The following is a 22,355-nucleotide window of genomic DNA, read 5'->3' as shown; positions in this document are numbered from 1 at the left end:
TACGGTGGATCGATGACAGTGGAAAAGCTCATCGTGCGGAGTCCGTGGTTTGTTGCCTTCGCGATTGTTGCCGTCGCGCACCTGATCCTCAACGGCGCGGACGTGACGCCGTGGGATGGCATCACAAAAGTGATGCTTGCTCCGCTCCTTGCCGCCTGGGTTCTGGTGGATCACGGACCGAAAATTATCGCCGCCGCGCTTATCGCGTGCGCCTTCGGCGATCTGTTTCTTCTCTGGGACGGCACCTTCATCGTCGGAATGGCGGCCTTCGCGATCGGCCACCTCTGCTTCATCCGTTTCTTCATCTCGCGCGGAGCACTGCAAGGTATCCGTAAAAACCCGTGGGTTCTCCTCGCCTACACCGCCGCCGCCATCGCCCTTGTTGGTTACAACTGGTCCGGCCTCGGCGAACTCCAGATTCCCGTCCCGATCTACGCCGCAATCCTGGTCTGCACCGCGGCAACCTCATTGGCTTACAACAAGACTGCAGGATTGGGCGGAGCACTCTTTCTCTTCTCGGACGCCATTATTCTGTTGGGCCAAGCAGACAAGTGGCAGCCCGAACCCACCGACATCTGGATCATGGCGTCGTACATCCTCGCGCTGCTCCTCCTGACGGTTGGCATCCTCAGTCAGGAGAAAATGAGGCTCGGTACCATCACAAGATGACTGAACCGGCCCCCAGCCAGCGCACACCCAGCCAGTGGGAAGAAATCACCACTGCCGACCCATCACATTCCACGCGGTACATCGAACGCTTCCGGACCATGGCAGCGGAAGGCAATGACATTGTCGGTGAGGCTCGGCTGATCGACGCAATGCTCGGCCGCGGCGGCCGGGTTCTCGACGCAGGCTGTGGGCCGGGACGCCTGGGAGGTCACCTGCAGAAAGCCGCCCACGAGGTTGTCGGCGTCGATGTTGATCCGGTACTGATCGCCGCAGCGGAAGCGGACTACCCCGGACCCACGTGGCTCGTCGGCGATCTTGCGGAGTTGGATCTGCCCAGTCGTGGAGTTGCGGCCGATTTCGACGTCATCGTGTGCGCCGGCAATGTGGTGACCTTCCTCGCGCCGTCGACCCGACGGACCGTGCTGGCCGGGTTCGCCCGTCATATCTCCCCGACCGGACGCGTGGTCGTCGGTTTCGGCGCCGGCCGCGACTACGAATTCTCGGACTTCCTGGCCGACGCGTCAGCCAGCGGGCTTACGGTTGATCTGCTGCTCTCCACGTGGGACCTACGACCGTTCACCGACGATTCCGGCTTCCTGGTAGCGGTGTTCTCCCGCGCAGAATAGTCGGCTCTATCGCTGATAGCGAGCCAGTACCGCACGACGGCGACGATCGAGCATCGATCTTCTTTCGTCCGCCGAAATCCGTTCGACCCCGGGTAGTTCCTCCGCCAGCCCAGCAAACTTCACGACTCGCACGGTGGGCGTCGGCAGATCGTCACTGCCGGCGAGCCACCATCGGTACACGCAACGAGTGAAGCGGTTTCCGGCCGTGTCGAGCCAATTGGCCACTCCCGGATCACGATGTGCAAGAACGGCCCGAAAGACCCCACCGTCGAGCACTGCTTGGTGTCCGTTGAGCGACGTCTGGCGGAACGTGTAGTCCAGCGACTGGCCCCAGTAGTCGCCGAGATGGATATTCCAGAAATGGCAGTCCGGTGGTGTCACCTCGATGATGACGGCTTCGTCGTCGCCGATCTCGAAACTTCCTCCGCCGTAGGCGATGTACCCGGTATCGGAAGCGTAGGTCTCACTGACAGGTGGCTGTGTTCGCAGTACGTTGCGCTCACCGGCGCGGGCCGCATACATTGCTGCCCAGTAGTCCGAGAATCCGTCGACGAACTCACCGACTCTCGTCACCTGACTGGCGATCACCACGGGGTCCGGCACCGGACCCGTTCCTGAAAAGTCCAGCCGCTCGAGCGAAATATGATACGGCTCTTCATTTTCCCAGTCGTAGAAGTACTGACGGATCATCAGCTTCGTCGCAGCGGCGTCCATCGGCAGCCAGTTCCCGTCATGGCGCTCAGCACTGATGATCACCTCGAAGTCGCCGTTTGCATCCAAGGTGATTCCGCCGGGATTCGACATCGCGCCAAGGGTGCCGGCCGTCGCGGCTTTGAACGCTGCCGCAAAATCTCTGCGCTCGAGCGCGGCGCGGTCCAGGTTCTCGTACAGATTGACGGAGTCGTACAACGTCAGCCCAAGATATCGCGCGCACCCGCCGGTACCTGTCAGTCGATATGTACCGGCCGCATCGAGAGTTGCGTGACCGAACAAGCAATCCGGAGACTCTGTCGCATAACGCTTCGTATTGTCTTGGAGGTGACCGACTTCCGGGTATTGCGGGTCGGCACTGAACACCATCTGCTCCAGCCCCGCATTGAGAAGATTCAGCAAGTATCGGTATCCCGCCGAGCGCATCGTGGGATCGACTGCCACCGGGTCACGTGCCACAAGAGTGCCTGCGGACCGCAGGTCGTCACACATTTTTGCCCAGGCTGCATCCAACGCAGCATTATCGGCTTCGGAACGAGAGGAAACGTCCATCTTTGCTCATTTCTGTTTGTCAACAGTCACACTGATTGCCCAGCAGACAACGCAGCAACAGCCACCACCAGGACATGCTCGACATAGTCGTCGAAAGTTGCTGAAGCAGAGCTGATTCCGAGCGCACGACGTCTCATGTGTAGAGCGATCGCCGAGAACGCCATAGTGAACATCATCTCGACTCGCTCAGCAGCCTGATTCTCCGTCAGATGTGTCAATGAAGACACCAACCTTTGATGGATTTCCCGGTTCACATTGCCGGGGGAATCAAGATCTGGACCAAAATAGTCCACCGTAGGAAGGAGTCTGACAATGAATTCGGCGTAGTTCGCGCCGTCGACGGATCTGCTCACCGAGGATGCAAAAGGAACGATCGAGGCCTCGACGAGTGCTCGCAATTCGCGGCCACGGCCGGCTGCGTCGATTGTCGCCAAGAAGGCACGTCGGTCCTCTGCGATTGCCACCATTCGGCGACGGAACACTTCAATGAGCAGTTGATCGCGTCCACCGAAGTGATACTGCACCGCGGACGTATTGCGTTGGCCCGCAATGTTTGCCACATCTCGCATCGAGAGCGCGTCGACTCCCTGGGTGCCGAGCAGCCGCTCGGCGACATCGACCATTGCACTTTTGGGATCTACTGATGCCATGCGAGGACGCTATAACGCACTGCATTAAATTGTCAATGCAGTGCGTTAATTCTGGGTGGCGTTCAATACCGCGTGTAGTGCTGCATGCTCACGTGCTCATCCGGGCAGATGCATTTTCGGTCGAGGTTCCGGTCCGAAGTCACGCGGCAGAATCGAACTCCGAGGGGATCGTGGGATTCCAGACTGTGCCCACAAGCCGGACAGGACGGCGTCGAATCTGCCGATCCTTGCGCCTGCTGCGCGGCAGGTGACTGGGAAACGTCGACAGAATTCGACACATCGGTCGGGTTCGAGGCCATGGCGGTTCTCCATTCTCGACCATTCAACTTCCGGCCGATGTGGATGCCGAGGACGACGTGGCGTGACGGCACACATTCGATTTGCCCTCGGCATCCTCCACGCTACCCGCTTCGGTCTCGGCGTCGTCCCCTACCGGCCTAAGCCACTCGCTTAGCGGTACGCCCGCCGAATTCCAGCATCACAGCGCGTCCGGTGTCGTCGGTGACGAAGCGTCCCAACGCCCGAGTGGTGTCCGCACGAGCGGCGAAGTTGTTGTCGTTGACGAAGGCAATCGGGATCGCCGGCGGCCAGACGATGTCCTCGTACTCGCCGAGGTCCTTTGCGCTACCCATCCGGATGCCGATTCCCTCGTCACCAGGGGCGACTGTCATTGTCAGCGAACCCGCCTGATACTTGCCCAGGACCGCGTCGACCGCAGCGGGGGTGAGGTCGACCAGGTCGAGCGAAACGGGCGTTGGCAGTTCCGCGATGTTGCTCATGCACCAATCGACAATCTTCTTGGCGATTCCTCCACCGAGTGCATTGGTCAGAACGGTGATGGCGAAGTTCCTCTCGGGCACCGTCATGAACTCGGAGACCTGGAGATTGCTGACGTTGCCGCCGTGCCGGACGACCTGTGTGCTGCCGTACCTGGTCAGCAGCCACCCCAGACCGACCTCTTCGAACATCATCGCCGCCGGCCGCTGCGGTGCCTGCATCAGCAACCGTGTGGACTCGTCGAGCGGCTGTCCCTCGCCGGGGTGCTCGCCCGAGAGTGCGTAGCGCGCCCAGACCAGTTGATCCCGCACCGAGGACCACATTCCACCGCAGGGCGTCATGCCGCGGTCGAGCCCGGTTTCATTGGAAACAAACGGGACACCGTCGCGAATGTAATGGCCGAGCGCAAACCGATGAGTCATCACATCCCAGGGCAGGAAGGCCGAATCCTTCATGCCGAGAGGTTCCAGGACTCGCTGTGTGACCAACTCTTCGAAAGTCAGCCCGCTGATCTTGGCCACGACGTGTCCGGCGAGTACAAAACCGGAGTTACTGTACGAGAAGACCTCACCGACCGGGAATTCTTGTCGTAGCTCCTTCAGTCGCGAAACCGAGCGAACCAGTGCGTCTTCGCCCCAGCCTGCCGAAAGGCTGGCGTCGCCGGTGAATCCTCCGGTGTGGGTGAGAAGGTGGCGCATGGTGACTGTACGGGTGGCTTCTTCGTCGGCGAGGACAAGCTCGGGTACGTATTCGACCACCGGGGTGTCGAGGTCGAGCAAGCCGTCCTCGACGAGCGTCATGGCAGCAGTCGAGACGAAAACCTTTGTGGTGGAGCCGATCATGAACATGGTCTTGTCGGTGACCGGAAGTTGTGTCTCGACGCTCTCGATACCGCTGGTGACGACGATGTCCTTGTCACCGTGCACGATACCGACCGATACGCCGGGGATGTTCGCCTCGACCCTCCACTGGTCGACAAGTTCCTGCAACTGTTCTTGCATCTTTGATTCCTCGATTTCGCCGGCGTTCTGTATTGCTGCTTCTTCGGTCGGTGTGAGTCGGCTTACTGGTAGAGATGCGACGCAGATCCGTTGAGTGCCTTACCGCTTCATGCTACCTCCGTGAAAAAGCTTGGGCCCGAGCGATAATCGATTGGACGCGACTGAGTTACCGACTGCTATTCTCGACGGTCGGCGTGATGCGTGTCTCGGCCGATTCACAAAAATACCAAGCCGCTTTTTGTTCTGGGCCACCAAACCCGAATCGTCATCAACCGCCAGACCCCGTAATCAACTGTGGTTCAAACTTTTCCGGCCCGTATGGTATCGACACCGAAGGTGCCAGTGCGAGCGGGCGACCCTACCTTCCGTGTTGTCGACATTCATGTTTCCATCTCACCAGCCGTCTCACCGCTACACATCGGCTTGCGGTGCAGAGTTACTCAGCCTGAAGTACGCAATCGTGTAATCCTCAAGTACCGTCGGCCGGGTTTGGTGGGACCGGACGAAATATGGCTTGATTTTCTTGAGGATCGACCGAGACACGCGTCACGCCGATCGTGGAGATTTAGCAGTCAGTAAGCCAACCCGCGTTCAACCGATTCACTCGGACCCGCGCTCTTTCACGGAGGTACTATGAAACACCGGTCCTATCCAACACTTGCGGCGGCCGCCGGGCTCGCGCTCGTGTTGTCCGCTTGTGGCTCAGGAAGCACCACTGCAGGCGGCTCCGGTGGCGATCCCGTCACGGACGGTACGTTCCGGTTCGGACTTCAGGCGGATCCCGGCTCACTCAACCCGATCATGGCAGCTTCGACGGCCACGGCGGAGATCTCGAAGCTGGCGTACGACTACCTGGTCTTCCAGGACCCCGAAACCAGCGTCGTCGGACCGTGGCTTGCCGAGAAGTGGGAAGAGACGCCCACGTCGGCGACCTTCACCATTCGTGACGGGGTGACCTGTACGGACGGGTCCATCCTGACCGCCCAGACCGTCGCCGACAACGTCAACTTTGTCGCGGACCCCGCCAACGGCTCGCAGATGCGCGGAACCACCGTTCCGTCGACTGCAACGGCCACGGCAGACGTCGCGACCCGCACAGTCACGGTGACCACCCCGGCGGCCAGCCCGTTCCTGCTGCTGAACCTCGCCAGGTTGCCCATCGTCTGCGACGGCGCATTGAAGGACCCGACTGCCGCGAACAAGGCTTCGCTCGGTACCGGCATGTTCAAGGTGACGGAGGTCGTTCCCAACAACCACTACACGTTCGAACGCCGCGACGGCTACAACTGGGGTCCGGACGACACCACCTCGGAGACACCGGGTGTCCCCAAGACGGTCATCGCGTCCATGATTCCGAACGTGAGCACCGCAGCCAACCAGCTGCTGAACGGCGAAATCAACGCCGTGGCGATCTCCGGACCGGACAAGGCCCGTGTCGACTCCGCCAACCTGACCGTCGTCGAGCGTCCGGTTCCGGCCGGTCAGATGTACTTCAACCACCTGGCCGGTAACCCGACCAGCGACCCTGCCGTGCGTAAGGCTCTGGTTCAGGCCGTCGATCTCGACGACATCACCCAGGTTCTCACCGCTGGTAACGGAGTCCGTGCAACCAGCTTCGTCGCCCTCGAACCCCGCGCCTGCATCTACAACTCGGTGGACGGCAACCTGCCCACGTTCGACCTCGACGCTGCCAAGGCGACCCTGGACGCCGCAGGCTGGACCGCCGGATCGGACGGCAAGCGCAGCAAGGACGGAACCGCCCTCGAGCTCCGCATGTACTACGACGGCGTCGACGACTCGCGCAACGCAGCAGTCGAGATGGCACAGACCGCCTGGAACGCTCTCGGTGCAGTGGTCGAGGTGACCGGTGGCGATTCCAACAAGGTCATTGACGTCATGCTCAGCGGCAAGGACAACTCCGCCTGGGACATCGGCTGGATTCAGATCAACAACACCCTGCCCAGTGCGTTCACCGGCTTCTTCGCCGGACCGGTTCCGGCAGCGGGCAAGAACTTCTCCGACATCAGCAACGCCGCATACGAAGCAGGCGCAACCGAGGCCTCCAACCTGACCGGCGACGCAGCGTGTGATGCCTGGGCAGCCGCCGAGTCCGAAATCGTCAAGTCGGTCGACGCCGTTCCGTTCGCGAACTCGGTCAACAACACCTATTTCTCCAAGTCGGGACTCGCATTCGGTAAGACCTACATCGGGTCCGCACTGCGCGTCTACCAGTAGGCCGATTCACCGTCCCAGCATCCCGCCCCTCGGAAAGACAGCCCATGAGTCAAACAATTGAAGCCGCGACACCACACGCGGCACCGTCGGCTCGAAAGAAGTTATTCGAGTCCGACAGCTGGCCTGCGTACCTTCTGCGCCGCCTCGGCACGTTCGTGGTCTCTCTCTGGGCGCTGGTGACGGCTGCCTTCTTGATGCTCCAGCTGATTCCGGGCGATCCCGTCCGGTTGGCATTGGGACTGAACGCCCCGGTCGAGCTTGTCGAGTCGACCAGATCTCAACTCGGATACGACCTTCCGCTCTACCAGCAGTACTTCCGCTTCATCGGTGGTCTGCTCACTGGCAATCCAGGTGACTCGATCACCTTGAGGACTCCGGTCCTCGAGGTGATCGGGACCCGGTTGCCCGCCACACTCGAACTGGCTTTCCTCACGGTCATCACCGTGCTGGTCATCGGCATCCCGCTCGGGCTCATTTTCGCGGCGCTGACGCGAGGCGGCCGACGCCGCGGAGTCGAAATCGGTTACACCGCAACGTCGGGCACCATCGCCGTCATTCCGGAGTTCATGTTCGGTACGGCATTGGTCTACCTGTTCGCCGTCACGTTCCCAATCCTTCCGGTCGCCGGACGAGGCGGGCCGGAAAGCTACATCCTCCCGGTTGCCGCCATGTCCATCGGCACCATCGCCTCCATGTCGCGGATCGTGCGCGCCGAGGCTCTCAGCGTGCTCGACATGGACTACATCCGAACGGCACGCGCCAAGCGGATGTCCGCAGCGCGCATGTACTTCCGTCACGCAATGCCCAACCTCCTGACCTCCACGCTGACGCTGGCCGGTCTCCTGCTGGGTGGCCTCATAGCCGGAACCGTGCTCATCGAAAGCATCTTCGCGTGGCCGGGAATGGGATTGGCCTTGGTCAAGGCCATCACCGAGAAGGACTATCCACTCGCCCAGACACTGGTCGTGATCTACGGCAGCATCGTCCTCTTCATCAATTTCATCGTCGACGTGGTGCTCGCTCTGATCGACCCACGATCCACCATCCGGGAGAACTGAGTGAGCACCTCACCTACAGTCGAAACGGCCGCAACGACGCCTCCTCGTCGGCACTGGCTGGTCCAGACTTTCCGCACTCCCCTGGGAATATTGGCTCTCACCTTTCTGACCGGGCTGATCGCACTGGTGATCTTCGGACCGATCATCTGGGGCGACGCCGCCGTCGTCGCCAATCCCAAGGCACTCTCCCAGGGGCCGAGTTCCGAGCACATCTTCGGAACCGACGCCGGTGGACGAGATGTCTTCGCCCGCACCATGACTGCTGCCCGGTTGTCCGTCCTCATGGCGCTGAGCGCCGTAGGCCTCGGCGTCGCATTGGGCTTGTTCCTCGGAACACTCCCGCTGCTCGCTCCCCGCTGGATCGGCCGGTTCGTCGTGGCGTTCCTCAACTTCGCCATCGCCTTCCCCGGTCTACTCCTGGCCATCTTCCTACTGGTCGTGCTCGGACAGGGCTCCGGCAGCGCCGTGATAGCGATCGGTCTCGCCATGGCGTCACCGTTCGCCCGACTGACCTACGCACTGTCTTCCTCGGTGAACGGCCGCGACTTCATCGATGCCGCACGCATCCTCGGAGTCACCAAGCCCGGCTTGCTGTTTCGGCACATACTTCCCAACATTCGTGAACCCCTCATCGTCAACGCCAGCATCTCCGTCGGCAGCGGACTGGTCGTCTTCGCCGGCCTGTCTTTCCTCGGCCTGGGTATCCAGCCGCCGTCCTTCGACTGGGGCCGCATGCTCAACGAAGGCCTGTCGAAGATCTTCGTCAACCCCGCCACCGCACTGGCGCCCGGCATCGCCGTCGTGCTCTCCGGTCTGACCTTTACCTTGGTCGGCGAGGCCATCGCCCGCGGCGCGGGTATTCGCAGCCCGATCAGCAGCAAGCTCCCCAGATGGAACCCGATCAACACGGCCACAAGCGAGTCCCCTTCGGCTCCGGTGGACGACAACGCTGTTCTCACCGTCCGCAACATGTCCGTCGCGGTTCCTGCCGGCAACGTATGGCGTCGACCTGTCGACAACATCAGCTTCACAGTCCATCGCGGTGAAACCGTCGGGATCGTCGGCGAATCCGGTTCCGGAAAGTCGCTCAGCTGCATGGCGATCTCGCAGCTGACCGATCACCCGACGGTCGTCGACGCCGGTCTTATCGAATTCGACGGCACCGTCCTGATGAAGGACGGAAAGCGGCCGGAAGGTTCTGCCGCACGCAAGATCGCCCGCCAACTCGGAACGCGCATGTCCATGGTGTTTCAGGACCCGATGTCCTCGATGAACCCGTCCCTCAAGGTCGGGTACCAGGTCGCCGAGATCGGCTGGCTACACGAGGGAATGAGCAAGGCCGAAGCCAAGAAGGCTGCCATCGACCGTCTCACAGCGGTGAAAATCCCCGACGCTCCTCACCGCGCGAAGCAGTACCCACACGAGTTCTCCGGCGGTATGCGTCAGCGCGCCATGATCGCCATGGGTTTGATGGGCAAGCCTGCATTGATCATCGCGGACGAACCCACCACCGCACTCGACGTCACCGTCCAGCGTGAGGTTCTGGGACTGCTGCACGAGGTTCGCGAAGAGACCGGTGCCGCAATCCTTCTCATCTCGCACGATATGGCCGTCATCACCGGAATGTGCTCGCGCGTCCTGGTCATGTTCGCCGGAAACATCGTCGAGGACATCTCCGTGGACGATCTGGTCGCCGGACGCTCACAGCACCCCTACACCCGCGCGCTGATCGCCGCGGTTCCCACCATGACCACCGACCGCGACAAGCCGCTCGCCACAGTCGACGAAGTCTGGCAGGTCGAGAGCCTCGGCACCATGACGAGCACCGCAGATGCCGAATTGCAAGAACTGGTTGCCGCTGCAGAGGAGATCCGATGAGCAGGCTGGAATTTCGCGACGTCAACGTCCATCTCGGCAACGGCACCAAACGATTCCACGCCGTCAAGAACGTCGACCTCGACATCCCTTCGGGATCGATAGTCGGACTGGTGGGCGAATCCGGTTCTGGAAAGTCCACTCTGGCACGGGCAACGGTCGGTCTGGCCGAGCCGAGTTCCGGTCAGATTCTCCTCGACGGTGTCGACGTCGCCCATGCCCGTGGGGCGACGGCACGCTTACGCCACACAATCCAGATGGTATTCCAGGATCCGTACTCCTGCCTGGACCCCCGCATGACAATCGGCCAGTCCCTGGCCGAGGCGCTGCGATCCACCGAACGCCGCGACCGCGTGCGTCGTAGCCGCAGCGACCGGGCTGTCGAAGTCGCTCGACTGCTCAGCACGGTCCAACTCCCGGAGGAGAAGGCGTACGACTACCCGTCCTCGTTGTCGGGTGGTCAGCGCCAGCGTGTGGCGCTGGCAAGGGCACTCGCTGCTGCGCCGTCCGTGTTGCTTGCCGACGAGATCACCTCAGCCCTTGACGTGTCCGTGCAGGGCGCAGTCCTGAATCTCTTGGTAGATCTACAGAAACAGCTAGGTCTGACGGTTCTCTTCGTCAGCCATAATCTTGCAGTGATCCGCTACGTCTGTGACCACGTCGCAGTCATGCTCGGCGGCGAGATCGTCGAGCACGGACCGATTCTCGACGTGATCGATTCTCCTCGAGAGGCATACACGGCCAAGCTGTTGTCTGCGATTCCGCAATTCGGAGAGCCGATGTTCCGATGACACACTCGATCCGGCCGGCTTCACCCGGCGCCGGTGCGCCCGCGCTCTCCCCTGCGATTGAATTTCGAGAACTGGTCGACAATCGCGAAATAGAGAATCTCTCTGCAGTTTTCGACGACATCTGGGCCACCAGTCCTGGACCGGCCCATTTCGGCACAGCGATGCTGGTTGCCCTTCACCACGGCGGACATTACGTAGTGGGAGCCTTTTCCGGCGACAACATGATCGGCGGATGCGTCGGATTCTTTGTCGAGCCACTCGGCGAGGTTCTGCACTCGCACATCGCGGGGGTTCTACCGGGATTCGCAGGCAAGGGAATCGGCCGTGCATTAAAGCATCACCAGCGGGACTGGTGCATCGAGCGCGGAGTCCGAACGATCCGGTGGACTTTCGACCCCCTCGTCGCACGGAACGCCTACTTCAACATCGCGCGCCTCGGTGCCGAACCGGCCGAATACAATCCGGATTTCTACGGATCGATGGCCGACGGAATCAATGCCGGCGATGCCAGCGATCGCATGCTGGTGAGTTGGGACTTCGACGCCGAATCTGCTCCGAGTTCCACTGTGGCCGTTGATGATATCTTCACAGTGCTCCAACCCGCCGAGGACAATACGCCTCGGATGCTCCCGATCCCGCCCGGCTGCGTCGACATCGCAGTGGGAATACCTCGGGACATAGAGCATCTGAGAACGGTCGACCGCGCCTGCGCCTTCGCCTGGCGCCATGCGTTGCGCGAGCACCTCGAACCACTCATCGCGTCGAAAGAATGGCAATCGACCGGCTTCGACCCCGGCGGCTACTACACGTTCACGAAAATCTGCGAGACAACCGGAGAAGAGCAAATCCATGCACATTGAGTCCGTCGAATTGCGCGAACTGCGCATCCCTCTCGTCTCCCCTTTCACGACGTCCTTCAGCACCCAACTCGAACGCAACACCCTCGTTCTGAAGGTGAGCGGCACCACCGAGGGCCCAAACGGTGCGGTCTCGACTGTCGGCTGGGGCGAGTGCGGTTCACTGAGCGATCCGTACTACAACTCGGAGTACACCGCAGGTGCGCGTGCGATGCTGCGCGAGTATCTTGTTCCGACGCTGCGTAAATCGCAGACGGATCAGCCGCTCTCGGCCGAGACTGTCGGCAACGTGCTTCACCCCGTCGTGGGCCACCAGATGGCCAAGTCGGCCATCGAAATGGCGATCCTCGACGCGGAATTGCGTGCTCGCGGACAGTCTTTCGCCCGCTACCTCGGTGCCACGCGTACGCGAGTTCCCTCCGGAGTATCCGTCGGTATTCAGGACAGCATTCCGCAGTTGCTCGATACCGTCGGCGATTATCTGTCGCAGGGCTACGTGCGAATCAAGCTGAAGATCAAGCCGGGCTGGGACATCGCTCCCGTGGCCGCGGTGCGCAAGGAGTTCGGCTACGACGTCCCATTGCAGGTCGACGCGAACGCCGCGTACACCCTCGTCGACTCCCAACTACTACGCCGGCTGGACGAATTCGCGCTACTCCTCATCGAACAGCCGCTGGCCGAGGACGATCTGGTGCAGCACGCCAAGCTCGCGCAGACGCTATCGACTCCGATCTGCCTCGACGAGTCGGTCGAGTCCGCCAAGGATGCAGCGGATGCGATCATGCTCGGCGCCGCCTCGGTCATCAACATCAAACCGAGCCGTGTCGGCGGGTACCTGGAAGCCAAGCGCATCCACGATCTCGCCTCCGCTCACGGTATTGCGGTGTGGTGCGGCGGAATGCTCGAAACGGGGATCGGCCGCGCAGCCAACACCGCTCTCGCAGCCCTGGACGGCTTCACGCTCCCCGGCGACATCTCGGCGTCGGATCGCTTCTACAAAGAAGACATCACCGAACCGTTTGTCATCGAGGACGGCCACATCGCCGTGCCGCAGGGACCCGGCTTCGGCGTGACTCCGCGTGAGGACGTCATGGAGCGCTTCACCGTCGCCACCGAGATTCTGTAAGTTCCGCACATTCAAACAGCCGCCTCCACTGTCATCCAGTGGAGGCGGCTGTTTGAATGTGCGCCGGTACTGCGGGTGAGCCTAGTTAAGTTCGTCCATGAACGTCGTGAAGTGTTCGGCGATCTCCTTCGATTTGGTGTGGTGCAGGTAGTGGTCCCCGTCGAGCAGCACCAACTCACCATGATCGACGGAGGCTGCCTGCCCTTCGTGGAGCGCTGTCCAACTCTGGACCTTCGAATTCTGTACCGCAAACAACAGAATCGGAAGGTCGGCCGGGAACGTCTTGCCGATCGACGCAGCGAAGTTGCTGGAAAGATGGTCCATCTCGTTGAGGTAGGTGTCGCTGAAGTTGTTCTTCGCGACCAGACGGCTCATTTCTTCCTTCTCCGCGTCATCGAGGTACGCATCTGATTCTTCGTTACCCGCAAACTTCGCCAGAACGTCGGAGAAGCCCAATTGCTTTGCAACCCTGAATGCTCCGATCGGAAACTTCGTGTCCATGTTCGGCTGCCCGGGGACGCTGCTGTCGATTCCCACGAAAGTGGTGACCTCGTCGCGGTACTTCGCGGTGTAGTCCAGAGCATAGATTCCTGTGATGGAGTGCCCCATCAGGACGTATTCGTCAATCCCCAAAGCCTGCACAGCGGCATGTATTTCTTCGACGATGTTCTCCGTGGTGCGGTCCTTGTCCGTTGCGTCGCTGTATCCATAGCCGAAGGGTTCGATCGCAACAACCCGGTAGTTGGGCGCGAGTTCGTCGATCAGCGGCTTGAAGTCGAGAATCGGTGCGGACGTTCCGAACCCGGGTAGAAGCACGATGGTCCGATCGCCATTTCCACGGATCGAGACGCTCATGTTCTTTCCGTCGACGGACACGAACTGATTGCCCGCTTCCCCACTCGGGACGTTTGCCTTGCTGGAACCGAGGTTGAACACGAGCGCAATGGATACAACTACAACCAGAACAACGGACACCGAAGCAAGAGCTCTCAGTGCAACAGTACGAATCTTCTTCATTCTCATTCTCATCCTCATCTTCTTTGGCGTCGCTACAACTAGGATAGGTTTGACAGCGAGGCCACACTGGTCTCGTCGAGTACACGCAACACGTTGTTGCCCATCAGCTTTGCCAAATCTTCGGCAGACCAACCGCGCTCGGCGAGACGATCGATCAATACTGCGAATCCCGATACATCGTGCATGCCGTCCGGAAAGTCGTCGAATCCATCGTAATCACTGCCCAATCCGATGTGATCGATTCCGGCAACCTTCCTGGCATGTTCGACGTGATCTGCGAGATGGTCGACCGTCATCGCCGGCCGATCGCCGACGCGTCCGCCCGTGAACCATTCGTTGTACTCTGCCGAAAGGAACATGGGGACAAAGGCGATCATGATCACGCCGCCGTTGGCAGCGAGCAACCGCATGACGTCGTCGGGAACGTTGCGTGGGTGCCCGCATAGCTGTGAGCAGGACGAATGACTGAAAATCACCGGCGCTGACGACGCCTCGACGGCATCACGCATGGTTTCCACCGAGACGTGCGACAGGTCGACGAGCACGCCGAGCCGGTTCATTTCTCGCACGATCTCCCGGCCGAAGTCGGTGAGACCGCCGTGAACTCGCGAATCCGTCGCGGAGTCCGCCCAGCCGGTGTTGTCGTTGTGCGTGAGAGTCATGTACCGAAGACCAAGGCGCGCCATCATTCTCAGGACGCCGAGCGAACTTCCGATGCTGTGGCCACCTTCCGCACCCAACAAGGATGCGACCTTGCCCGCGCTCCAGATACGACGCACGTCGTCACCGGTTCGCGCGAATTCGAATGTATCCGGATACCGCTCGATCATCCGGTACACGTAGTCGATCTGTTCGAGGGTGTACTGAACTGCCTCGGGTTCGGTCATGTCGCACGGTGCGTACACCGACCAGAACTGCGCACCCACACCCCCGCGCCCGAGCTTGTCGATGTCTGTTTGGAAGATGGAATCCTTCTCGAGATTCTCCACCGAATAGCCTGCGATCTGACGAGCCGTCCAGGCCAGATCGTTGTGACCGTCGATGACCGGGGCAAGACCGTAAGCATCGAGTGCAGCAGGATGATTCACATCCGGAAAGGGAGCGAGAGGTTTCAGCACGAGTTCTCCTGGATAAAGTAGTGTGGGCAGGTCGAGGGCCCTCATCGCCCTCGACCTGCCCGAAATTTCATTCAGCGGAGAGAATCACCTCGCCACGGCTATTCCGGTATTTTCTTGAAAAGCCTTGTCATGTAGAGATATTCCTCACCATCGATCGTGAGATGAGCCATCTCGCCCGAGGCACTTTCACTGCTGATCGCAAACCGTGAAGCAGACAACGGCACGACCTTGGTGGGCGGGGACGGGGGCTCACCGTCGATCTCGACCTTGGCGAAGCTCTGGACCTGGAAGCCACCGTCATCGCCGCGCGTGAGTTCGATTCGCACGGTGGTCGATTCATAGGTCCCGAGAATGGGCGACAGATCTATGCCGGCAGCATCCCGTTCGGACTTCGGCTCGGGCAGAACAAGATCGAATTCCTGAGCGATCTCTTTCTCGATCTCGTGAGCCAGAGCTCCGCCGCCGCGCGAATTCGTGACGACCGCCATGGCCAGGCCGAGCTCGGGAAACGTGTGGAATCGGGTGATCTGGCCGATGGTCGCGCCGCCGTGCTGCGCGGACGTGACTCCGCCCCAGTCGGACAGAATCCAACCCAGCCCCCAGGCCTGATCGACGCTCGACACCGCTGTCAGGTCGAACTGCGGGGTCCGCATCAAACGCGCCGATTCTTCGGACAGGATGCGCTCGCCCGTCAGAGCCAGGCCGTCACGCATGTGTGCAGCACCGAAGCTCAGCAGAGAGCTGACGGATCCGAGGATGATGCCGGCCGGTCCGATGCCGCGAGGAAGCAGCCACTGCTTCGTCGGAACCACCGTGTCCGGTGAAGTCCGATCCGGGTTGCCCACGTGGCCGACGGCGGTGCGGAACAGCGGGGCGTCCTTGGCCTTGGTGATGATGTGCGTCAATCCGAGTGGCTTCCAGAGGTATTCGACCAACGCCTCGTCCCACGTCATCTCACGTAGAACCTCGACGATGCGGCCGGCCACTGAGAAACCTGCGTTGCTGTAACTCAGATGTCCGCCCGGCTTGGTCACGCTGATCGCGGTCGCGAGTTCGTCGACGTACTTCTCGACGCAGTCGTCACCGTCGCCGGTGTCGTTGAACAGGTCTCCGTCGATACCGCTGGTATGCGTCAGCAACTGGCGAATCGTAATTTCCTTCGTGTTGGACGGGTCCGCGATCGTGAACTCCGGAAGAACCTCCACCACAAGGGTGTCCAGCGTGAGCTTGCCCTCGTCGACGAGCTGCATGATCAGCGTTGTCGTCCAGATCTTGGTCGCGGATCCGTACTGGAACAGGGTGTCGGCATCCACCTCGACGCGGGTGTTCAAGCTGGTCAGCCCGGTGGTGATCACGCGGATATCCGCAGTTCCGTCGTCAGACAGCGCGATCACTCCCACTTGGGCGCCCGGCACCGCATGCTTCTCGGCCAGTTCGTCGAGTCGTGCCTGCCACTTCGGGGCGACAAGTAGGTCCTTGGGCAATTCGGTCACTGGTCGAACTCCTTCGATCATGAAGTCAATGGCATGGATGCGATCCACCTTGTGGTGCAGAACGTCTCGCAAAATCGGTCCTGCTCCACCAGCTCACTCTTCGACGTGCGAGGCAAGCGGAACGTAAAACCATCAGTCGATGATCTCAGCGCGGCTGCAATTTCGTCCTGGTCGATTGCACTGAACATGCACCCGAAAATGGTGCGATTCGACGAGCCTCGAGTGCCGCAGGGTTCGTCGTCGGGCAAGCAGCTACGAGAGTCCGCCGCCGTCGATTTCGAAAACGAACTCGACCTCGACGGCGCAACCTCGAGGCAGTTCGGCCAACCCGACCGCGGATCGTGCGTGCCGACCGGCACCCCCGAAAACGTCGAGGAGCAGGTCGGAGGCGCCGTTGATGACTTGCGGTTGCAGCGTGAACCCGGGACCGGACGCAACAAAGCCGACGATCTTCACGACGCGGACGACCCGATCGAGGCCGACGAGCATGTCGACCGCGGCGAGTCCGTTGAGTGCACACAGTCGCGCAGCCGCGGCGGCGTCCTCGACCGATACGTCCACGCCCAGCTTTCCGGTACAGGTGCTGACGCCATCCACCAATGGCAACTGCCCCGATGTATAGACCAGGTTCCCGGTACGCACAGCAGGCACGTATGCGCCCGCCGGTGTCGCGACCGGCGGCAGGGATAGCTCGAGATCTCGCAGGCGGTCTGTCCAGGTCGTTGTGCCGGTCATCGGGCTACCTCTCGTTCGAGCTGTATCGGCGAATTACTCTCGGAGTCAGATGATCCCGGGAGGATGTGCGGGTTGAGCATGCCTGCTGGATCCAGCGCAGTCCGGATCGAGGCCATGAGGTCGAGGTCGACATCGCTCCGCCCGAGGGTGATCCAGCGGGCCTTCGCGCGGCCCACTCCGTGCTCGGCACTGATGCTGCCGTCGTGTTGGGTGACCAATCGAAGCACGAAGTCGGTGACGGCATCTCGTTGATCGCCGGTGACGTCGAGCAGATTGACATGAATGTTGCCGTCGGCGATGTGCCCGAAGCAAATCGGGTTGACACCGGGGAAAGAGATGGCAAGCCCTGCGGTCAAGGCCTCGAGGAAGGGTTCTATCTCTCGCAGCGGCGTCGCGATGTCCAACTTCACTGGTGGAGTGGATGATTCGGCGCTGACCGATTCGGTGTGACTTTCACGGTACTGCCACAGCTTTGTTGCCGGCCCGGTCTCGACGACGGCGCCCTGCACCATACCCTCAGCTTCAGCGAGCACCCCGAGCAGGAGTGACTGCGCTTGCGTCGGTCCGGAGACCTCGACAAGTACGTAGAACGGTGCATCCGCGTCGAGCGGCGGTCGCAAGTGCCGATGCTTCCGGACCAGCCCGATACCTGTGCGAGTCATCAACTCGGCAGCTTCGAGCGTGAGTCCCGCGCGCTCGAGCCTATGGATCAGTTCCAGACCGGCACCCACCGATTCGACCCCGGCCATCACTACCTGCGTGTGAGCAGCCGGAACCACCAGACGCATCAGGACCCGGGTGACGACCGCGAGGGTACCTTCGGCGCCGGCCAGCAGACCCGGCAGGTCGTAGCCGACGTTGTCCTTCGTCAAGGCCTTCCAACGCGAGAGCACCCGGCCGTCGGACAGAACAGCTTCGACGCCGAGCAACCGTGATCGAGTGTTGCCGTACTTGATCATTCGCACGCCGCCCGCGTTGGTGGAGACAATCCCTCCGAGCGTCGCAGAATCACGTGAGGCCAGGTCGATACCGAGGTCCAACCCGTGTTCGCGGACAGCCTGCTGCGCCTGCGCGATCGTGACACCGGCGCCGGCTGCCAGCGTGCGACCGACCTCGTCGATTTCCTCGATGACGGCGAGGCGGGTCGTGCTGAGCACCACCTCACCGCGCATCGGCACCGACCCACCGACCAGCCCGGTGTTGCCGCCTTGCGGCACGACGGCGACGCCGGCGCGGTGACAACAGGCGAGGACCGCGGAGACTTGGCCGGTGTCGGCGGGCCTGACCACAGCAGTGGTAGCGCCGTGCCAGTGCCCCGTCCAGTCGGTGACATATCCCGCAACCATGTCACGATCTGTCAAGACGTGTGCCGGCCCGACAATGCGGGCGAGTTCGTCGACGAGCGTCGTGGTCGATGCGATCACGCTGCGCTCCTCTCGAGCAGGCGGCCGCCGCGGTGGCCGGTGAGGTCTCCGCCGCTCACAGTCGGTATGCCGTTCACGAACACGTCACGTACACCGCGGGCGAGCTGCCACGGTGCGTCGAAGGTCGAGGTGTCCTCGATCGTGTTCGGGTCGAGGATCACCACGTCGGCAGCCATGGAAGGAGCAAGAAGGCCGCGGTCGGTCACCCTGATTCGGGATGCCGGCAGCGATGTCATTTTCCGGATCGCGTCCTCGAGCGTCAGAGTGCGCTCGTCGCGGACATACCGGCCGAGTACTCGCGCAAAGGTGCCGAAGCTGCGTGGATGCGGGCGGCCGGGACCGGCCGGGGCGAGCATCGCGCCATCGCTGGCGACGGATACCTGCGGATGTGTCAGCACCGACCGCATGTCATCCTCGCTCATCGCGTGGTTGACGATGCTCACCGAACCCTGATGTGCGGCAAGTACATCGAGAGCAGCATCAGCGGCGTCGGTACCGCGGTCCGCGCCGATCTCGGATAGCGAGTGTCCGATGTAACGGTGGAACTCTCCGCTAGGCAGAGCCGCGATCACGACGCCGTCCGGGTCGATATCTCGGCCGAACCTGGACCTCAACTCGTCCGCAATGCGTATCCGGGTCTCGGGGTCCGCCAGCCGTTCAAGCAGCGCCGAGAGGCCGCCGTCGACGGCCCATCTCGCAAGCCTCGAGGACAGGTCCGTGCTCGACGCGGTGTACGGATAAACATCTGCGGTGACGTCCACTCCGCGTATCCGGGCTTGATCCATCAGTTCCAGGGCGCGGTTCACCGTCCCCCAGTTCTCCGGTCCCATCGCCTTGAGATGCGAAATCTGCAGACGTGCGCCGGCCCGCTCCGCGGTCTCGATGGCTTCCTCTACCGCAGCGGCCAATTCCGACGTTTCGTTGCGCATGTGCGTCGAGTACAACAGTCCCGCCGTCGCGGCGGCTGCCACCAGAGTGCACAGTTCGTCGGACTGTGCAAAAAGGCCGGGGATATAGATGAGGCCGGTCGAGAACCCGACGACGCCGGGCGCCGTCGCAGATTCGGTAATGATCGCGCACATCTGCCCGAGTTCCGCCGTCGTCGGAGGCCGATCCTCGTTGCCGATCACAGCAACCCGCAGTGTGTTGTGCCCTAACTGTAAGCCCACATTGACAGCCGGTCGTGCTGCGGTGACTGCGTCCCCGAATCCGTACGCGTCGGGCCACTGCGCCCCTGCCTGTCCGCTGTCGTGCGACGGGAACGGTGACAGTCCGCAATTTCCGGTGACGAGCGTCGTGACGCCCTGTGCCAGTTGCGTTTCGGCGCAGGGGTGGCCAAGTACGGTGAAGTCGGCGTGCGAGTGTAGGTCGATAAAGCCGGGAGCCACAATGCAACCGGTCGCGTCGATGGTCTCGGTAGCCGGGAACGGACCCGGACCGATCGCCGCGATCCGATCGCCGACGATGGCCACGTCCGCCGTGCGTCGTGGTGATCCGGTTCCGTCGACAACCGTTCCCCCGGTTATCGCGAAGTCGTAGTCCATGATATTTCCTATCGTGTTTCGATGACCATGATCAGCAGGTACACGTGGGAGTCTTCTGCCATATGTGGGTCCTCGAGGGCTTCGGCCCGTCCGATTTCGACAGCGTGTCGATCAGCACTCAGCATGCCTCGGCGCGCACACACTGTCCAAGTCGCATTCCCGCTTGTTCGATCATCTTCACTTATAGTTACAGCGTGAACCTGCAGCGGGCGCGATATCTGGTGGCAATCGCGGATCACCTTAACTTCACGCGCGCGGCCGCTGAGCTACATGTTGCACAATCCGCACTGAGCCAACAGATCAAAGTCCTCGAACGTGAGCTCGGCGTAGTGCTCTTCGATCGGCGAGGGCCCAGAATCAGCCTGACGGATCCCGGAATCGTCGCGGTTCGTGAAGCAAAATTCCTGCTCGAATCAGCCGACCGAGCCGTCGAACGGATCCGAGCCTCAGCGCTCGGGTCCGAGGGTGAACTGCGCATCGCGCACACGCGATCATGGGCCGGCGGGGCAGTTGCACTGGCCGTCAACCAATTTCGCGCCAGATACCCAAAGGTCGCGATTACCGAGCATCGCGGCTATACCACCCGGAATACGGCGCTTGCCGCCGACGGGGCTGTGGACATCGCGGTGGTGCGGCCGCCTCTTGACCAGTCGAAGCTGACGGTTCGCATTGTGGACCGTGAGCGACTCCTGCTCGCGGTACCGTCCGGACATCCACTCGCCGCACTCGACGTCGTCGAACTGGCACAACTTGCGGACGAGCCGGTGGTGTTCTGGCCCCGGGCGAACGGACCAGGCATGTACGACGCCATCGTCGAAATGTTCTGGCCCACAAGGGCACCGAACGTGGTCAGACGCGAGGCCGATGACGAGCAGGTACTGCACGCGGTAGCGGCCGGCGTCGGGGTAGCGCCGATGCCCGCCGGACGCGCCGCAACCTACCGGGTTCCCGGGGTTCATATGTGCGAGATCGACGGACCGGCAATGTATCTGACGGTCGGTCTCGCGTTTCGAGCCGACAACCCGAACCTCGCGCTCCGGCTTTTCCTCGAAGTAGTGGACCAGATAGTGGATCACCACTGAAACCAGTGCCAACCTTCGTCGATTCACACAAGACCGGCCTTCGGGATCTCACTATCCTCAGATCTACGGACACCGACGAAAGGCCCCTCGAATGACCGACACTGCCACCCACGTTGACAGCGCACAGCAGGAGATCGCTGCTGTTCTGGCCGAAGCGAAGACCGACGCGTTCGTGCACGTACGTGACATCGATTCCGGCGAAGAGTTCGGCTACGGCGCTGACGACGGTGTCATCCTCGCCTCCGTCTTCAAGATTCCCGTCGTCCTCGAGTACGCCCGCGCAGTAGCGGCCGGAACCCTCGATCCGACCGAGCACGCCACAGTGACGGCCGAGTTCCGCTCGGGCGGCATCGGTATCGGCGGCTGCGCCGACGACGTCACCGCCAGCTGGCGAGACCTCGCTCTGCTCATGATGAGCTTCAGCGACAACGCCGCCACCGACTTCATCTACAACCGACTCGGGCTCGACAACATCGTATCTACGCTGCGTAGTCTGGGTCTGGAGAAGACCAACTTGGTTCGCGACTGCCGCGGCCTGTTCAAGACGGTCTACGAAGATCTCGGAGTCGACGCTGGCACCCTGCTCGAATACCCCGAGATCGAAATTCTTCGGACGATTTCCGTTATGGATCCGTCCCGCACCAATTCCAGTACTCCTCGCGAGATCACACAGTTGCTGGCTGCAATCTGGCGCGACGAAGCCGGCCCCGCATCCGCCTGTGACGAGGTCCGAACGATCATGAGCAAGCAGGTCTGGCCGCACCGACTTTCTTCCGGTTTCCCCGACGAGGTCACTGTCGCCGCCAAGACCGGCACCCTGGGATTGGTACGAAACGAAGCCGGTGTCGTGACGTACCCGGACGGCAAGCGTTACGCCGTCGGTGTCTTCACCAAATCCCACGAACTCACCAAACGGGCGCCGAAAATCGACGCCTCGATCGGAACCGTCGGCCGCATCGCTGTCGAAGCACTCCGCAACAACAGCTGACCAGAATCCGCTGACAAAAAATGCGG

At 61.6% G+C, this 22,355-nt stretch carries 20 protein-coding genes; 10 read left to right on the top strand and 10 right to left on the bottom strand.

Features of this window, described 5'->3' with window-relative positions; all coding sequences use genetic code 11:
* The first annotated feature begins 12 nt into the window (after positions 1–12).
* Entirely contained in the window at positions 13–669 is a 657-nt protein-coding gene (locus C7T36_RS20030) for a lysoplasmalogenase (RefSeq protein ID WP_045067351.1), read from the top strand.
* Complete coding sequence (locus tag C7T36_RS20025) at positions 666–1,295, top strand: bifunctional 2-polyprenyl-6-hydroxyphenol methylase/3-demethylubiquinol 3-O-methyltransferase UbiG (RefSeq protein WP_045067349.1); 630 nt, start codon at positions 666–668, stop codon at positions 1,293–1,295. Before C7T36_RS20030 ends, C7T36_RS20025 begins: the two co-directional genes overlap by 4 nt.
* Positions 1,296–1,301: 6 nt before the next feature.
* Here C7T36_RS20025 and C7T36_RS20020 read toward each other — a convergent pair whose 3' ends face one another.
* The 4 genes from C7T36_RS20020 to C7T36_RS20005 form a co-directional block, all read right to left on the bottom strand.
* Positions 1,302–2,558: a DUF1214 domain-containing protein gene (locus C7T36_RS20020; protein WP_084702764.1), complete on the bottom strand. Its 1,257-nt coding sequence runs from the start codon at positions 2,556–2,558 to the stop codon at positions 1,302–1,304.
* 26 nt (positions 2,559–2,584) lie between these two features.
* A complete protein-coding gene (locus tag C7T36_RS20015; RefSeq protein WP_045067348.1) occupies positions 2,585–3,208 on the bottom strand; it encodes a TetR/AcrR family transcriptional regulator in 624 nt (207 codons plus the stop codon).
* 62 nt (positions 3,209–3,270) lie between these two features.
* Complete coding sequence (locus C7T36_RS30395) at positions 3,271–3,507, bottom strand: RGCVC family protein (protein WP_084702762.1); 237 nt, start codon at positions 3,505–3,507, stop codon at positions 3,271–3,273.
* A gap of 138 nt (positions 3,508–3,645) precedes the next feature.
* On the bottom strand, positions 3,646–4,986 hold the full coding sequence (locus C7T36_RS20005; RefSeq protein WP_045067347.1) for a serine hydrolase: 1,341 nt from the start codon (positions 4,984–4,986) through the stop codon (positions 3,646–3,648).
* Between the two features lie 633 nt (positions 4,987–5,619).
* Here C7T36_RS20005 and C7T36_RS20000 point away from each other — a divergent pair.
* Genes C7T36_RS20000 through menC form a run of 6 tightly spaced genes read left to right on the top strand, consistent with a single transcriptional unit; the run spans position 5,620 to position 12,928 of the window.
* Entirely contained in the window at positions 5,620–7,221 is a 1,602-nt protein-coding gene (locus tag C7T36_RS20000; RefSeq protein ID WP_045067344.1) for an ABC transporter substrate-binding protein, read from the top strand.
* A gap of 44 nt (positions 7,222–7,265) precedes the next feature.
* Entirely contained in the window at positions 7,266–8,279 is a 1,014-nt protein-coding gene (locus C7T36_RS19995) for an ABC transporter permease (RefSeq protein WP_084702760.1), read from the top strand.
* Positions 8,280–10,157 (top strand): dipeptide/oligopeptide/nickel ABC transporter permease/ATP-binding protein, encoded by a 1,878-nt coding sequence (locus C7T36_RS19990; RefSeq protein ID WP_239654717.1) that lies wholly within the window; start codon positions 8,280–8,282, stop codon positions 10,155–10,157. It abuts the gene before it with no gap.
* Entirely contained in the window at positions 10,154–10,945 is a 792-nt protein-coding gene (locus C7T36_RS19985) for an ABC transporter ATP-binding protein (protein ID WP_045067342.1), read from the top strand. The genes C7T36_RS19990 and C7T36_RS19985 overlap by 4 nt, the downstream gene beginning before the upstream one ends.
* Complete coding sequence (locus C7T36_RS19980) at positions 10,942–11,805, top strand: GNAT family N-acetyltransferase (protein WP_045067341.1); 864 nt, start codon at positions 10,942–10,944, stop codon at positions 11,803–11,805. Before C7T36_RS19985 ends, C7T36_RS19980 begins: the two co-directional genes overlap by 4 nt.
* Positions 11,795–12,928 carry an o-succinylbenzoate synthase gene (menC, locus tag C7T36_RS19975; protein ID WP_045067339.1) on the top strand — a complete coding sequence of 378 codons (1,134 nt, stop codon included), beginning with the start codon at positions 11,795–11,797 and terminating at the stop codon, positions 12,926–12,928. The genes C7T36_RS19980 and menC overlap by 11 nt, the downstream gene beginning before the upstream one ends.
* An 81-nt stretch (positions 12,929–13,009) precedes the next feature.
* Here the strand turns inward: menC and C7T36_RS19970 are convergent, their stop codons facing one another.
* The 6 genes from C7T36_RS19970 to C7T36_RS19945 form a co-directional block, all read right to left on the bottom strand.
* Positions 13,010–13,945, bottom strand: coding sequence for an alpha/beta fold hydrolase (locus C7T36_RS19970; protein ID WP_084702758.1), 936 nt, complete (start codon positions 13,943–13,945; stop codon positions 13,010–13,012).
* Positions 13,946–13,983: 38 nt separating this feature from the next.
* Complete coding sequence (locus tag C7T36_RS19965; protein WP_045067337.1) at positions 13,984–15,063, bottom strand: dipeptidase; 1,080 nt, start codon at positions 15,061–15,063, stop codon at positions 13,984–13,986.
* A 98-nt stretch (positions 15,064–15,161) separates the two neighbouring features.
* A complete protein-coding gene (locus C7T36_RS19960; protein ID WP_239654716.1) occupies positions 15,162–16,556 on the bottom strand; it encodes a serine hydrolase in 1,395 nt (464 codons plus the stop codon).
* 252 nt (positions 16,557–16,808) lie between these two features.
* Positions 16,809–17,291, bottom strand: coding sequence for a RidA family protein (locus C7T36_RS19955; protein ID WP_045067336.1), 483 nt, complete (start codon positions 17,289–17,291; stop codon positions 16,809–16,811).
* Positions 17,288–18,715, bottom strand: coding sequence for an FAD-binding oxidoreductase (locus tag C7T36_RS19950; protein WP_375129120.1), 1,428 nt, complete (start codon positions 18,713–18,715; stop codon positions 17,288–17,290). The genes C7T36_RS19955 and C7T36_RS19950 overlap by 4 nt, the downstream gene beginning before the upstream one ends.
* Entirely contained in the window at positions 18,712–20,259 is a 1,548-nt protein-coding gene (locus tag C7T36_RS19945; RefSeq protein WP_045067335.1) for an amidohydrolase family protein, read from the bottom strand. Before C7T36_RS19945 ends, C7T36_RS19950 begins: the two co-directional genes overlap by 4 nt.
* A gap of 194 nt (positions 20,260–20,453) precedes the next feature.
* Between C7T36_RS19945 and C7T36_RS19940 the strand changes: the two genes are divergently transcribed.
* Both C7T36_RS19940 and C7T36_RS19935 read left to right on the top strand, forming a co-directional pair.
* The gene (locus C7T36_RS19940) at positions 20,454–21,341 is read left to right on the top strand and encodes a LysR family transcriptional regulator (RefSeq protein ID WP_045067334.1); all 888 of its coding nucleotides are present in this window, start codon (positions 20,454–20,456) and stop codon (positions 21,339–21,341) included.
* A 91-nt stretch (positions 21,342–21,432) separates the two neighbouring features.
* Complete coding sequence (locus C7T36_RS19935; protein ID WP_045067333.1) at positions 21,433–22,329, top strand: serine hydrolase; 897 nt, start codon at positions 21,433–21,435, stop codon at positions 22,327–22,329.
* The last annotated feature ends 26 nt before the right edge of the window (positions 22,330–22,355 follow it).

Origin of the sequence: Rhodococcus sp. AD45-ID (assembly GCF_003023755.1) — a bacterium.
GTDB classification, from domain to species: Bacteria; Actinomycetota; Actinomycetes; order Mycobacteriales; family Mycobacteriaceae; genus Rhodococcus_F; species Rhodococcus_F globerula.
The sequence above is the reverse complement of the archived record's forward strand: the minus strand, read 5'-3'. Positions and strand labels throughout refer to the sequence as shown.